The 14549-nt window shown below is 64.1% G+C and carries 10 protein-coding genes; all 10 read right to left on the bottom strand.

Annotated elements, in window-relative coordinates:
• Positions 1-8 precede the first annotated feature (8 nt).
• On the bottom strand, positions 9-1595 hold the full coding sequence (gene pelF / locus PPGU16_RS19760) for a GT4 family glycosyltransferase PelF (protein WP_180724470.1): 1587 nt from the start codon (positions 1593-1595) through the stop codon (positions 9-11).
• Between the two features lie 10 nt (positions 1596-1605).
• Entirely contained in the window at positions 1606-2775 is a 1170-nt protein-coding gene (locus tag PPGU16_RS19755; protein ID WP_180724469.1) for a tetratricopeptide repeat protein, read from the bottom strand.
• On the bottom strand, positions 2762-4240 hold the full coding sequence (locus PPGU16_RS19750; RefSeq protein WP_180724468.1) for a PelD GGDEF domain-containing protein: 1479 nt from the start codon (positions 4238-4240) through the stop codon (positions 2762-2764). The genes PPGU16_RS19755 and PPGU16_RS19750 overlap by 14 nt, the downstream gene beginning before the upstream one ends.
• Positions 4241-4298: 58 nt before the next feature.
• Positions 4299-4850, bottom strand: coding sequence for an LpoB-related protein (locus PPGU16_RS19745; protein ID WP_180724467.1), 552 nt, complete (start codon positions 4848-4850; stop codon positions 4299-4301).
• Positions 4851-4871: 21 nt separating this feature from the next.
• Positions 4872-8807: a tetratricopeptide repeat protein gene (locus PPGU16_RS19740; RefSeq protein ID WP_180724466.1), complete on the bottom strand. Its 3936-nt coding sequence runs from the start codon at positions 8805-8807 to the stop codon at positions 4872-4874.
• Positions 8782-11694, bottom strand: a complete 2913-nt coding sequence (locus PPGU16_RS19735; protein ID WP_180724465.1) for a bifunctional glycoside hydrolase/polysaccharide deacetylase family protein — start codon at positions 11692-11694, stop codon at positions 8782-8784. Before PPGU16_RS19735 ends, PPGU16_RS19740 begins: the two co-directional genes overlap by 26 nt.
• A 225-nt stretch (positions 11695-11919) precedes the next feature.
• Positions 11920-13269 (bottom strand): cation:proton antiporter, encoded by a 1350-nt coding sequence (locus tag PPGU16_RS19730; RefSeq protein WP_180724464.1) that lies wholly within the window; start codon positions 13267-13269, stop codon positions 11920-11922.
• A 22-nt stretch (positions 13270-13291) separates the two neighbouring features.
• Positions 13292-13741, bottom strand: a complete 450-nt coding sequence (locus PPGU16_RS19725; protein WP_180725140.1) for a DUF3175 domain-containing protein — start codon at positions 13739-13741, stop codon at positions 13292-13294.
• 96 nt (positions 13742-13837) lie between these two features.
• Positions 13838-14332 (bottom strand): PRC-barrel domain-containing protein, encoded by a 495-nt coding sequence (locus PPGU16_RS19720; protein ID WP_180725139.1) that lies wholly within the window; start codon positions 14330-14332, stop codon positions 13838-13840.
• A gap of 69 nt (positions 14333-14401) precedes the next feature.
• The gene (locus tag PPGU16_RS19715; protein WP_180724463.1) at positions 14402-14539 is read right to left on the bottom strand and encodes a hypothetical protein; all 138 of its coding nucleotides are present in this window, start codon (positions 14537-14539) and stop codon (positions 14402-14404) included.
• Positions 14540-14549 lie beyond the last annotated feature (10 nt).

Here is a 14549-nt window from a genome sequence, read left to right as displayed (position 1 = left end):
TCCCCCGTTCAGTGAGGCATCTGCATCAGAAGATCGGCTTCCGATGCGGGTGGATCGACGAGATCCGCTTGCGCGGTGAGCCTCGCATATAGCTCGCGATACGAGCCGACCATCTGGTCTTGCGTGTAGTAACGTTCGACGCGCGCAATCCCCGCCTGCTGCGCGGCATGCCAGTTGTCTTCGTCGAGCAGATCGAGCGCCGCTTCGGCGAGCGCGCGCGGATCGGCGATCTGCACGACGCGGCCCGCCGCGCCGAGCGCCGCATCGTCCCCATCCAGTCCATAAATCAACTGACGGCACGAGCCCACGTCCGTCGTGACGGAAGGCACGCCTGCCGCAAAGCCTTCGAGCACGACGAGCGGCAGCGCTTCCGAAATCGAACTGAGCACGAGCACGCCGCATTTCGGCAGCAATTCGTCGATCTTCTGGAAGCCGAGAAACTTCACCTTGTCGTTCAGGCCGAGGCTCTCGACGAGCGCATGACATTCGGCCGCATACGACGGGTCTTCGTTCTCCGGGCCGGCAATCCACGCTTCGGCATCGGGCATGCGGCGCACGACGGTCAGCATCGCGCGGATGAAGGTCTTGATGTCCTTGATGGGCACCACGCGGCCGATCAGGCACAGCGTCTTCGGCACGCCCGCGGCGCGCTGCGCGCGTAAAGGCGCGAGCTTCGGCAGATTCACGCCGTTCGGAATGTTGGCCGTTTTCGCTTCGGGCGCACCGTCCAGGATCTGCCGCAGGCGGTTGCCCTCATAGAGCGCGATGATGTCTTCAGCGGCGTCGTAGCACACATGGCCGAGCGTTTCGAAGAAGCGCACCCACAGGTCGCGGAAATAGCCGATCTGCGACACGTCGCGCTCGAAGATGCTGCGGTTGTCGCGTATCCATTCGCTCTGGAACAGATCGATCTTGCGTTCCTTCGTATAGATGCCGTGCTCCGATACGAGCAGGGGCCGCGCATGGCGATAGCGCGCGAGCGCGCCGAGAAAGCCCGCATAACCCGTCGATACCGTATGGAACATCTTCACGCGCGGCAAACCTTCGGCGATTTTCGCGAGTTGCCATAGCGGCTTGTGCATGATGCGCACGGTCCAGAAGTAGTCGACGAACGACGGGTCCGTGCAGAACTGCCGGTACTGGTCGGTCAGATAATGCCAGGCTTCCTTCGAATAGAGAAACGCGTCTTCGCCCAGTGCGCCGCCGGGGCGCAGCTCGTTCAACATGTCCTTGAGCATGCGGCCCGCAGCGTGGCGCATCGCCGGGTTGCGCAAGGCGTCGTGCAGATGCGCGGAGCGCATGAACGCCGACGCATCGCCGCGCTGCTTCTGCACCAGCGGTGGCGGTGCGAAATCGTACAGATAGTGATTCTCCAGATGCACGACGTTGTCAGGCAACGCGTACTGCATCTTCGGATAGTCCTGCGGGCGGCTGCCGAGAAAGCACAGCGCGAACGAATACTCGGGAAACGCGCGGATCACCTGATTGACCCAGCTCGACACGCCGCCGCTCACATAGGGGAACGTGCCTTCGAGCAGCAGGGCGATATCGGCGGACTCCGCGTGCGGCAGTGACGGCGTTTGGGACGAGAACATGAGGGCGGCCTCAGATGGTGCGGGGCTGCGCGGCGTTCGGGCCGCGCGGCTTCCAGAAGTCGAGGACGGCGGCCAGCGTCGGCGTCGCGGCGCGATTGTCCATTTCGGCCAGCAGCTTGCGCACGCGCGCGAAATCGCGGCGCAGGTAAGCCGTTTCGGCGAGCCAGGGCAGCATGCGTTCGCGTGGAAAGCCGCAATCGATCGCACGTTGCAGCATCGCGTCCGCGCCGTCGAGATCGCGCCGCGCAATGGCAAGACGCCCGCGCAGACGCCACAGCGCCGCGTCGTTCGGATCGTGTTCAAGCGCGGCGGCCGCGAAGCCGTCGGCCTGGTCGGCGGCATTGCGGTACACGTCGCCCGTCACGAGGTTTTCGTAGATCAGTTCGCTATACAGCTGCGCGAGCGTCCGGTTTGCGTGCGCGCGTTCCGCATCGCTCAATTCGGGATGCAGCTTCGCATCGAGCTTCGGACGTTCGACGAGTATCTGTTGCGTGAGCGCTTTCTCGCGGTTGTCGAGAATGCCGTACGCGAGCAGCCGGATATCGTCGAGCGGATCGGCGAGCATGCCTTGCAGCAGCGGTGAGACGGTACGCGCGGGCATCGTCTGCATCGCGAGCAGGGCGGTCATGCGAAACGACGTGCCCGCTTCCGAGTTCTGCAATTCGGCTTTCAGGCGCGCGCCGCGCCCGTATGACACGGTGCCGATCAGATTCGCGGCGAACTCCGGTTCCTCGACGGGCACGATGGGCAGTTGCGCGCGCGGCTGCGGCAACACGGCGGCAATCGCGAGCGCGCCGATCGAGCAAAGCATCCCACCGACAGGCACCGCGAAGTTCAGAAACCACAGTGACACGAGCAGTCCCAAGCGGGGGCGCCGGTAGCGCGCAGGCATCATCTCCGCGATACCGAGTGAGGTCGCGAGCGCGGCGCAGGCCTGCACGAGCAGGCACAGCAGCAGGGTCTGCGTGTTCAGATGCGCGGCGGCGCGCAGCGTCGAGACGTCCGTGTTGACGAGACCGCCGAGCCATTCGGCGGACGTGTCGGGCAGGCTGCGAGTCGCGATCATGAAAACGGCGATCTCCAGCGCCAGCCCGAGCGCGACGAGCAGCACGCCGACGAACGTGATGCGCGCGCCCGCAGAACGGCCGCGATCGGCCGTGACGCCGTCAGACGCGGACATCGCAGCGCTCCAGCAGGCGCCGCAGAGCGGCGATGGGTTCGTCGGCGGACACGGCCATCGAATGCACGGCGACGCGCGCCGCTTCGAAGTCGACACCATACTGCGCGCGCAGGTTTTCTTCGATCCGCAGCAGATAGCCGTCGACGGCGCTATCGCCCGACAGCGGCATCAGCGTGAGCACCACGCGATGCCGTTCGTCGCGCAACGGCCACTGCACGTCGAGCGCGCGGCGCGTGCGCAGCACATGCTCGTACAGCGTCGTGCCGGGTTCGTCGTTATGAAACACGAGCGCGACGATCGACGACTGCACCTGCGTGTCACGCTTCAGATGCACGAGCCGCGCATAGTCGAGCGCGAAGGTGTGCGGGCAAGTCGGGAAGGTGGCGAGCGTATCGCGCGTGATGACGGCGTGCTGCACGCCGTCCGCGTAGAAGTTGCAGAGCACGAGCAGGAACTGCAGGTTGTCGCGCGTGAGCGCGAGAAACGGCATGCGCTCCACGGCGAGCACGCCGACCGGATTCTTCTGCGCGTCGATCAGCGGCACCACGACGACATAGCGGCTCAGCGACAGGTCCTGATTCGCCTTCGATTCGACATGCACCAGCGTGCGCGTTTCGAGCGCTTCGCGCACGAGGGGATCGTCGGGTTCGAACGCCGAGGGCGCGCCGATCGATGCCGCCGCGATGGTCGCCGGCTTGCCGCCGCGCCACGTATGCACGCTCGCGCTTTCGATCTGGCAGGCTTGCGCAGCCGCTTCGAGAAATGGTTGCGCGCCGCGCAAATCGACGACGCCTTGCTGCGCTTCGGTCGGCTCCTGATTGAGAATCACGGTCCGCAAGCGCGCCAGCGAATCTCGCAACGTTGCGGGACGTCCGAGCAGATCCTGTTCGAGCCGTTCGTGCGAGATGCGCAGCATGAACTGGTTGCGCGTCAGAATGGACAGGCGTTCGGCGAGATAGTCGTTGGCGATGCGGCCTTGCCGCAGCCGCGTGATCCAGATGTCGCCGAATTGCCCGCACAGCATCGTGACGACGAAGCCGCCCAGAAAGAAGCTCACGGGAAAGAGCCGCGTGTGCGGCGTCTCCAGCAACGCATGCGCGAGCGAAACGGGCGCGGACACGCCACTGTATTCCGGGTACAGCACGTACCACGACGCCAGCAGGATCAGCCCGGAAAACACGCCCGCTATCGTTCCATAACGCAGCGCGATCACGAGCGGCACGATCCAGATCCAGCCGAAGCCGCTCTGGACCAGTAAAGGATCGGTGTGATCGAAGGCCCAGCAGATGGCGATCGCGATGAGCGTCGCGACGATCGTTTCGAGCGCGGCAATGGCGCGGCGGCGCGCTGAGCCGCGCGGCGGCGCGATCACGCGGGCCCACCAGGAGCCCGCGCCGACGCTTTGCGCCTGACGGCGCCGGTGCCGTCCGCGCGGCGCAGAGTGTTCGTTAGCCTGCGTGTTCATGGCGTTCGCCTTAAATCGAAGCCAGCTTCGATGATAGTCGTGCGGAGCAAGGCGCGCCTCACCGCGCGAGCGGCGACAGCAGATCGCGCTCCAGCTTCTGCGCCACACCCGACACGGCATCGCGGCTCCAGCCGGTGCGGCTGCCCGTACCCGTCCACACGACCTTGCCCGTCTGCACGTCGACCACATCGAAGGTCAGACCTACGGCCGGCTCGCCGTCCACGCCGACCTTGTAGCGCCATTCGTTGACGGCGCCCGTCAGCGCATAGCGCGCATTCTGCTGGCGCGCCCAGTTCAGCGCGTTCTGCTGCGCGTCCGGCTTCGCGGCGTCGAACAGCGTTTCGTCGTCGGCGCTCGCCGGGTAGCGCGACAGATTCGTATAGCCGTACGATGCGAGCAGGCTCTGTGCGATCGATGCCGCACGCTGGCCCGCCTGCGGCGTCTCCGTGTTGTTCGCGATGGGCAGGATCGCGAGGCTGTCGGTCTTCGCAATCGCGGGCGGCGCGCTGCGATCGACGACGGCGCAGCCCGCGAGCGTCAGCGCCATCAACGCAAATGCCGATGCAAACAACGTCGACGCGCGAGCGCGAAAGTTTTTGCTGTGGTCCATGTCATTCTCCTCAAAGGCTCTTCAATACAGATACCGATAGCGCACGCCGACTTCCTTCACGGAAGTCGAATGATTCGACGAGACGCCCTGATACGCTCCGTACAGCAGCATCTGATCGTTGCCGAACACGCTGCCCGCGAGGCCCAGTTCCGCCTGGCCCGACCAGCCCGCGCGCGAATCGCGGATCGGGCCGCCCGCGAATATCGGCCGCCACGCTTTCGAATACTGCTCGGGCAGATCGTCGCCGAACGAAAACAGCAAGCCGCCTTGTGTGAAGGTTTGCGGCATGAAGGACGCGGCCGTGAACGGCGTGTTCTCGGGCAGCAGCACGCGCAGCCGGTCGCCCGGCGTGCCCGTCGCGTTGTACTGGCCGTGCGCGAATACGGCGCGGATCGTGTAGTCGGGGTAATCGGCCTTGATCTTGTAGCCGAAGTTCGCTTCGACGAGACTGCCGTTGCCGAGGTACGAGCGGTCCTGGCCGTGAAAGCGCGCGTACTCGTAGCGTGCGCCGCCGAACCAGTGCGGGTCGAGCCGGTAGTTGAAGCCGAGCGTCGCAAGGTCCTTGGTGCCGCCCACCGTCAGTTGCGTCGATTCCGTCGCGGCCTGGTTGTAGCCGAGCGCGTAGGTCAGCGTGAGGCGCTGTGTGACGTTGTATGTGCCTTCGACGCGCGCCGTCGTGAAGTCTTCGAGCGCGTTGCGGCGCCCCAGCGTGACGTGTTCTTCGTCGTATTGGCCCTTGTGGCCATAGATCGCCTCCGCGAGCCGGTCGTGTTTCGGCGCGTAGGCGAGTTGCGAGCCGTCCACGGTCTGGTCGCGCTGCTGGTAGCGGAATTGCAGGTTCTGCGACGGCGTGAGGCGCACGCTGCCCGTCGCCGATTCCTCGGTGAAGCGCAGCGACCCCTGGTCGACGTAGCGGAATGCGCCCGCCAACGCCTGCGCGTTGCTGAGCAACTGTTCGCGCGCCATCGCCTGCATCACTTCGTCGTTGGGCTCGCGCGTGAGCGAGTCGACCGCGCTGGTTTGCGCGGCGGACGTTCGGCCCGTGAGCGCCTGCGCATCGACGCGGTTCTGCCTCGGAATCAGATCGGGCAGCGTGTCGAGCAGGCGCGACAGTTCGTTGACGTCACCGTCGTTGATCGCGAGTTGCGCTTCGGCGTAGATGGGGCGCTGGCTGTCGTCGATATACTGCTTTTCCAGCCAGGCGCGCTCCATGTCAGACGCTTCTTCGTTCTGCACCCAGGAAATGGCTGCCTCACGCGCGATCGACGAATAAAGGCGCTGGCGCTTGCGAATCTCGTCCTGCTTCGCAGGCGGCAACTGACCGATGTCGCCAAGCTCGGACGCGGCCGCCTGATTGTCGCCCGCGCCGTTACGATCGGCGCGCAGCAGGTCGATCAATACCGCGCGCGAGCGGTCGCCGTTCGCGTACAACTGCGTGAGCGCGACATAGCGGCCGTTCAGATCGTCCTGCTCGGCGGCGGGCAACGGCGCGGCATGCGACTGATCGCGCCGGCGGCGCGCCAGTTCGAGCCAGACCTGCTTGCGTACGCGCCACGCTTCGTCGACGCGGCCGTTCAGTTCGAGCGCGTCCGCGAACGTGAGACGCCACAACGGACTCTGCTGCGCTTGCGCAGCCTGTTTGTGCAGGTAGTGCAGGGCCTTGCGCCCATCGCCGAGCCGCAGCCATGCCGCGCCATACGCGGGCCATAGCTGCGGATCGGTCTCCGCGTCGCCCGCATGACGGCGCAGCGCAGCGAGCAGGGCGGCGTCCGTGCCGCGCTCGTTCAGCACCCAGATGTAGGCCGCGCGCGCTTCCGAGTTGTTGGGATCGAGCGCGGCAGCGCGTTGGATGTCGCGCAAGGCGGCATCGTTTGCGCCTGTCTGTCGTTCGTATTCGGCGCGTGCGAGCAGGAACGTGGGCGACTGCTCGGCGGCCTTCAGTTGCTCGGGCGTGAGCGAGGCGAGCAAGATGCTGATGCGGCCCCACGCATGCGCGCGCTGATAGCCGTACAGCGCCTCCGACAGCATGCGCGGCGGCCCGCCGTGACGATATCCGTACTCGGCGATGCGACCCGCGTCGAGCGGCGAGTCGTTGAAGAAGTTCGTCATCACCTCGTAGTCTTGTGCGTCGGCCCTGCCGCCCGCGATCAACTGGCGATAGCCGAGTTTTGCATCGCGCGTGTTCTGGTTCGAGTCGGCGAGCAGCGCGTAGAAGCGCCAGAATTCGTCGTTCGATGCGGGCGCGCCGCGCTTCGCTTCGTTCATCGCGGCGAGCGCCGCATCGAACTGCGTGCGCGTGTAGAGCATCGTGCCGATCTTCAATCCATAGGCCGCGTTCGGCCCGTATTCGCGTTCGAGATCGCGCCAGGTGCGCAGCGCGAGATCGTCGTCGCCCTTGCGTTCGGCGACTTGCGCAAAACGCTCCATGGCCTGGCGACGCAACGTGCCATTGAAGCGCGTGCGCAGAAAGCTCAACGCAGAATCGGGATCGGCGATGCGCTCGTACGAGAAGACGACGGCATCGAGCAGCTTCAGATTGCCCGGCTGCTGGTCGGCCTGATGCAGCGTGACGGCGAGCATCGCGGCGTTGTCGTTGAGTCCGGGCGCGAGGCGCGCGACCTTCTTCCAGTCGTCGTCCGTGCCGCGCATCTTCGCGATGGCGACGTAGTTGGCGAGCGCAATGTCCTGACGCCGGTTCCACTCCGCGACCTGCGCGAGACGCTCGCGCCAGGGAATCGACTGCGGGTCACGGTCGACGGCCGTTTGCGCTACGCGCTGCGCGTTCGCGACGTCGCCGTTCGCGAGGAACACGCGATACGCGAGTTCGTAATCGGACGTGGTTGCGTCGCTGGCGGGTGGCGGTGTCGACGGGACAGTCGCGGGCGCTGTGGTTGCAATGCGTACGATATGGACTTTGTGCGCCGCGTCCGAAGTCTCGTCTAGCGCATGGCGCAGTGCCGTGCCGCGCGAAGCATGCGGCCGATACCACGCAGCGCGCAGCCACACGCCGCGCTGCGTGCGGTGTTCGACGTTGCCCAAGTCTGCCGCACGGTTCGCCGCGAACGACGCACGACGCGCAAGCGCCTGCTCGTGATCCAGCGCGGACATCTTCATCAACCGCTTCACGTACTTCGACGCAAGATCGGGACGCCCGGCGGCCAGCGCCAGATTGGCGAGGAAGCGCAGCGTTTCAGGGTCGTCGGCAAGATCGCCGATATGCTGGTCGGCCGCCTGCATCGTCGCCGCCATGTCATTGCCCGATTGCAGCGCACGCAAACCGGCGATGAACGCGGCGCGCTTTTCGTCGCGTGTGGTGGCTTGCGCTTGCACGGCAAACCACGCGTCGGCGGCGGCGCGATGCTGCTGGTTGCCCAGTTGCGTTTGCGCGAGTTCGGCCAGCCACTCGCGCGCATGCTCACGGTCGGATTGTGCGAGCAACGTGTAGTAGCGTGCTGCAAGCTCGTTGTCGTTCAGGCCGCGTGCCTGCTGCGCAAGCATCTTCAATTGCTCGATGTCCCACCTGTAGGCGAGCGCTTCGTGCAGCAGCGCATCGAGTTCGCGAATGCGCGCGGGCCGCGCCGGGTCGTTCGGCTTCAACGAATACAGACGTTGCTGTGCAAGCGACAGGCGAATGGCCAACGCGCTTTGCCGCGCATTCGGATCATTGGAGCGAGACAGACGGTCGAGGATACGCGTCGCATCCGAAATGCGCTGACCCTTCAGGTATTCGCGCGTGAGTTCGGACAACACTTCCGCGTTGTTGGGATCGACGCGCAGCCATGCTTCCAGATAGGCGATCGTGAGACCGTCGACATTCGCGCCTTCGAGCAGCCGCGATTCGATCCGCTCGCGCGGAAAGGCGAGCGCGAGCATCACGCCGACCAGCAGGCCGAGCACGAGAATCACAGCGGGCGAAAAGAGCCGCTGCCGCTCAGGTGTCGCAGGCGACGTCGACATGCAGTTGGTGGTAGTCGTTGGTGGTGTCGGTCACGGGGCGCTTCGTCACGCGGCATGCGCCTGCGTTGGCGACGCGGAACATCGGCGCGATGTGCGAGCGCAGATCGAACGAGAAACCGTTGCGCGTGCGCACGAAGTGGTCGAGCATGCCGTTGGCTTCGGCGAGATAGGGCACATGGCGCGCCGCAGACTGATCGATCACGGCGAACCGCGCGGTGCCGTCGCCCGTCAGGTGCACATAAGTGCCGCCCGGCCCCGGCAGATAGCCTGCGACACCCGTCGCATTCGACATGTCGGGCACCTTGCCGGCGGGCAGCCGCACGGTGCGCAGATTTGCCTCGTTACGCACGACCCAGATGTTGCTGCCCGGCTCCTGGGCGATGCTGGTGTCGAGCCAGTCGAGTACCTTGCGCGCGTATTCGGAGGTGAAGACGGGCGTGACGGGCTGCTTGAGCACGGTATCGAAGATCTGCTGCAGCGCTTTCATCGACGCGTACTTCGTGCCCGTGAACATGTGATAGTAGATGTCCATCGGCTTGAAGCGAATGGGCTGGTCCGTCATCGCGAAGGTTTCGAGCACGCGCGAAAAGCCATAGAACGGCCCGTGCCACAGGTCCGTGTACAGCTCTTCGTTCTGGTTGGGCGCGAAGATCTGGAAGTAGCCGTTCTTCATCACGCCAAGCGGCGCAATCGCGGCCCAGCTCGGAAAGCTCTTCGTGATCAGCGTGTCGCCGCCGTTCAGGTTCAGCACGCCCGCTTCATACGCCGCCTTGAGAACGGGCGAGGGCACCTGGCAATCGCCGCTCCACAACACCATGCGCACGGGCTTCGACGTTGGCGCGACATTGCGGTCGATATAGTCGATCGAGCCTTTGATCTCGCGGTCGATATTGAAGCGGTAGCCGGGAATGTCGATGGACAGGCCGCTGCTGTTGGTCTGGCTGCTGCCTTCCGTCGGCGTGTCGCGCGTGTCGGCGACGCCCAGGCCGGTGACGCGCATCCATTGCAGCGGGTGCGTATAGGTATGGGTCGCGACTTCGACATTCGGCAACTCGAAGATCTTTCGGCCTATCGTGCGCAGGTGCGGCGCGAAGCTTTTGAACGGCCCTTCGTCGGTGACTTCGCCTTCGATCAGCGAGACCGTGGTAGGCATGCCGGAGTCGCGCAACAGCGCATACAGCATGTCGCCCGAGTATTGCGGCGTGATGTCGGTGTTGGGCGGCGTGTAGGTCGTGTACTCGGCGCGCGAGGCAAAGCCGTCACCGTCGATATGCGACATCAGCAGGCGCCGGCCGTTTTCGGTCGTCGTGTCCGGCACGGGCATGTCATGGTTCAGCCGCAAGGCGGTGCGCAGAAATTCGATGGGTTGCGTGACCCAGCGCGCCTGATTGACGGCATCCAGTTCATACACGCCGAACGGGCGCATTGCATAGCCGCCCCACGGCGTGATGCCCGCGCCGTCGATCACGAAGTCGCCCGAACGCAATCGCAACAGCGAACGGCTATGCGGGCCGACGCGTATCGGCGTGAAGTCGCGCGCCAGCGGATGCGGCTTCATTTCGAAGCCCATCATTTTCGGGTCGTATGACTCGACGTCGAGCTTGCCATTCGACGGCGCGCCCGCAACCGTTTCGAGGTCGAGCTTTTTCGCAAGGTCGGCATCCATCTGCGTGCCGAAAGTCGTGAACACGGCAACGGGAATCTTCGCGTCGATCTGTGCGGTGAGCCAGTCGCGATACGCCTTGCTGTTCGGCACCTGGCCTTCGAGCCATAGCACGATGCCCGCATAACGGTCGCGCAGATCGCCTTCGGGCATGGGATCGCGCGCATCGCGATAGTCGATCCGGTAGCCGAGGTAGTTGAGCGGCATCGCCAGAAAACGCACGCCGGGCGATACGTTCAGGTCCGTGCGCAGCGGCGGATCCTGAATCACCAGAATCCGGCGTTTGACGGGGTCGACGGCGCCGACGCCCATCGTCGCCAGCGCGCCGTCCGTGACATAAGGCACGATGCCCTGCGCCTTGATCTTCGCGACGGTGTCCTGCTGGCATGCGCGATCGCCGGGCGCGCAATAGTCGATCGAAATGACGGGAAGGTGATATTGCTCGCGTATCGTCCTCGCCTGATCCAGCAGCCAGGCGCGGTCCGGTTCGGAGACTTCCGTATAACGTTGCTTCGATTGATCCCAGCTGCGATACAGCGATTCGAACGCAACCGCATACACGAGGTCGTGCACCTGCGGGAGGATTTCGAAGCCGCGATTGAAGATCAGCTTTGCATCGGGATAGCGCGTCTTGATCGCGCGAATCACATTGGCCAAGCCTTGCGTTTCCCGTGTGCGTGCTTCGTCGGTCTTTGCGACGAGTTGCCACGAATCCATCGTGTCGAGAAAAAAGCCGCGATAGCCTTTGTCCCAAAGCGGCTTGATGACATGATCGACAAAGAATGCAGGCCATTCAGGCTGGCTTTGATCGACCACGCGCGATGCCCACGCTTCATTGCTTCCCGCCAGCCAGCTTTTCGGCAGATCCGCGTAATAGCTGCGCGAAGGCAGCACTTCGCCGACGCTGGCATAAGCGAACCACGTGGTATGCGGCAAACGATGCGCAAGCGGATCGAAACCGCTGTCGGGTTCGACAACGGCCGCGTCGAATGCAGAAAGCATTTCCACGGGCGGCGATTTGCCGTAATAGAGCGCAAATGAAGGTTGTGTGACCGATTGGGTAATGTCGTCGGCGAAGGCGGAGTGAATGGACAATGCCATTGCCACGCCAAGAAGGCCCGGCACGCCAATTCGCTGCAAGCTTTCAGTGCAAACTGCCAGGCACATTCGCACGAATGCGAAAATGATTTTCATCAAATAACGATGCAATTCGCTTAGCGCCATTGACAGAATGTGTTCTGCTGATTTGACGAGGCAGATTAATGTTGTGACGTCTTGTTCGGCTCAATTGCGTCAGCGCCTATCATAGACAACATTCAGGTGTGCGCCTAGCGTCATTCTTGCTTAAGAACGCACTGTGTCGCGAATGAAGCGCGTGTTTTAAAAGTGACCCGCTTTTCTATTCGCGCGGCATAGGGGTTTGTGCTAAAGCGAATAAAACGCTTAAAGCTATTTTGAACGCGATTTACGATCCGGTTGCCGGATGCGCTGATACCAGTTCATCAGCGGTGTTGCGCTGATGCCATGCACGATGACGGAAGACGTGATGACGGCAAGCGTCAACGGCACGAGGGGCGTCAGGTCTTGCATGTGACGTTGCTGCATCGACTCGAGTGCGAGCGCGAGATAGTAGAAAGAGCCGATGCCGCGAATGCCGAACCAGCTCATCAAGCGGCGCTGCGCATGCGTGGCACTCGACGCGATCAACGATGCTTCGACGGCGAGCGGCCTCACCACGACAAACAGCGTCACGATCAATACCGCGCTTTGCCACGTAAAGAGCGAGGCGCCGGAAGTCGCCAGCACGTTGCCGACGATCATCATCACGGCGACTTCGGCGATGCGTTCCAGTTCGATGGTGAAGCCGAGCACCGATTCGGCCATGAATGCGTGCGCCTTTCGCGGATCGGAGGCCGTTGCGCCGACGTCCTCGGAATCGACGGTGCCGATGGCTTCGCGCGCCGAGCGGCCGCCGCTTGCGCGATGCTCGACGCCGCGCATCGCAACGCCGGCCGCAAAGACGGCAACGAAGCCATTGCAGTGCGCAAGCAGGGCCGCGCCGTAAGCGAGGCCGATCAGCCCGAGCGCAAAGAAGCCTTCGAGGCCGAGTGCCTGTGCATGGCGCGTGCGCAACCATGCCACGGACTTGGTGGTCATCCATCCGAGCAAGCCGCCTATCACGAGGCCGCCCGGAATGCCCGCGATCGCTTCGAAGGCGATGCGCCAGCCGCTCGCCTCGTTTCCATGCGCCTGGCCGGACGTGCACAGGGCGAGTCCCAACAGCACGAACGGCAACGCGATGCCGTCGTTGAGTCCGCCTTCGCCCGATAGCGAAAAGCGCAGCAGGTCCAGATCGTCGGAGTCCTGGACGCCTACGTCATGGGCAAGCACGGGGTCGGTCGGTGCAAGAATGGCCGCGAGCAGCAACGATGGACCCCAGTCGAGACCGAGCACCAGTACGCCGACGAGCGTGAGCAGCGGTATCGTCAGCACCATCGCGACGAAGCCGAGCCGCAGCGGCAGCGTCCACATGGGCTCGAAGAGCGGCAAACGCAGACGCAGTCCGATCGCGAACAGCGAAACGAGCAGCGCGACTTCCGTCATGGGGCGCAGGATGGGCGCGTCGCGGGCGAGGTCGAGTTGCAGTAGCCCGAGACCGGGCGGGCCGAGCGCATAGCCGATGACGAGATAGAGCATCGCCGCGGACAACGGCAGACGCTTGAACGTCGTGGCAGCGATGCCCATGAAAATCAGTACGCCGCCGACGATCAGATACCACCAGACGGTCTCCGGGTGCATCAGCGGAGGGCGCGCGGCGCGTTCATGGCGTGCGGCCGAACGCTTCGCGCAGCTTGCGTTTGGCCTGCTCCAGCGTGTTCTTGCGCGATTTGGGCAGATTGCGGCCCGCGCGGTTGATGTAGAAGTTGAGCATCGACATGGCCGATTGGTACGGCGTGCCTTTGCGCCGCTTGCTATGCGTCGACGAACGCTTCAGCGATTGAGCGATTTCGTCGGCGGTCCCCGTTTTGAAGATGTCCTTTTCGATGTCCATCGCGTCGCTGGTCTCCATCACATGATGCGACCAGTACTTCGCGTTCTTCCCGGAGCGGCTCGATGCCGCCGTTCGCGCGCGGTGCGCGGCGCTGGCCTGCGAATGACGCTGGCGCGCCGGACGGCCACCTCGGGCGCGCGTCGATGCGTGGGCCGTCGTGCGCTTCTTCGTACGCGATGTTCCGCTGCGTTTGCTGGTGCCGGCCATGATGTTCCCCATAAACGGAATCCGCCCGCTATGCTGGCGTTGCGTAGCGAGCGGACGGTACTGCATGCAGTCATGCCAGGAGGCGTGGCGGGCCCCATAGCTTGACGCCTATAGCTTGACGCCGCCTGCTTCGGGCGCATTCGACGAGCCGGGCGTGACATCGCCGACGTTGAACTCATCCTCGCGGCCCCAGTATGGCTCGCGTCCGTAGTATTGATGGATCGACGTGGCCCATGTGGAATCGGCCATCGACGGCCAATGATCCTTGTCGAATCCCGGTGCGTTCTTCACGCTTTCCGACGGCATGTCGAGCAGGAAGCACTTGCGGTCCACGTCGAGCGTGAGCGCGCTCCATGGAATAGCAAGCAGTTTGTCGCCGATGCCGAGAAAGCCGCCGCTCGACAACACCGCGTACGCGATGCGGCCCGAGCGCACGTCGAGCATGATGTCCTTGATCTTGCCGATATCGTCGCCGTCGGCGCTCAATACCTTGTCGCCGTCCAGCGTATCGGCCGCCATCACTTCCGGGCCGGGCCCACGACTTCCGCCGCGGCTCGCGCCGACGATATCCGCTCCACCGTGTGTCTGGTTCTGCAATGCCATCATGGTTCTCCCTGTGTGGGTTCGTACGGGTCATGCGTACAGCGGGATTTTCAGCAACCACTATTCCTGTCAACCGTCTTCGCCGACTTCGACGGGATCGGGCAATTCGGGCAGGTCTTTCGAGGTGTCGGGCGGTTCGGGCTCGCCGCGTGGCGCGTCGTCCGGGCGGGCAGTCGGGTTGTCGTGGGGGATTGGGTCGCGAGTCATGATGTCGATC

It is taken from the genome of Paraburkholderia largidicola, assembly GCF_013426895.1.
Taxonomy (GTDB): domain Bacteria; phylum Pseudomonadota; class Gammaproteobacteria; order Burkholderiales; family Burkholderiaceae; genus Paraburkholderia; species Paraburkholderia largidicola.
The sequence above is the reverse complement of the archived record's forward strand: the minus strand, read 5'-3'. Positions and strand labels throughout refer to the sequence as shown.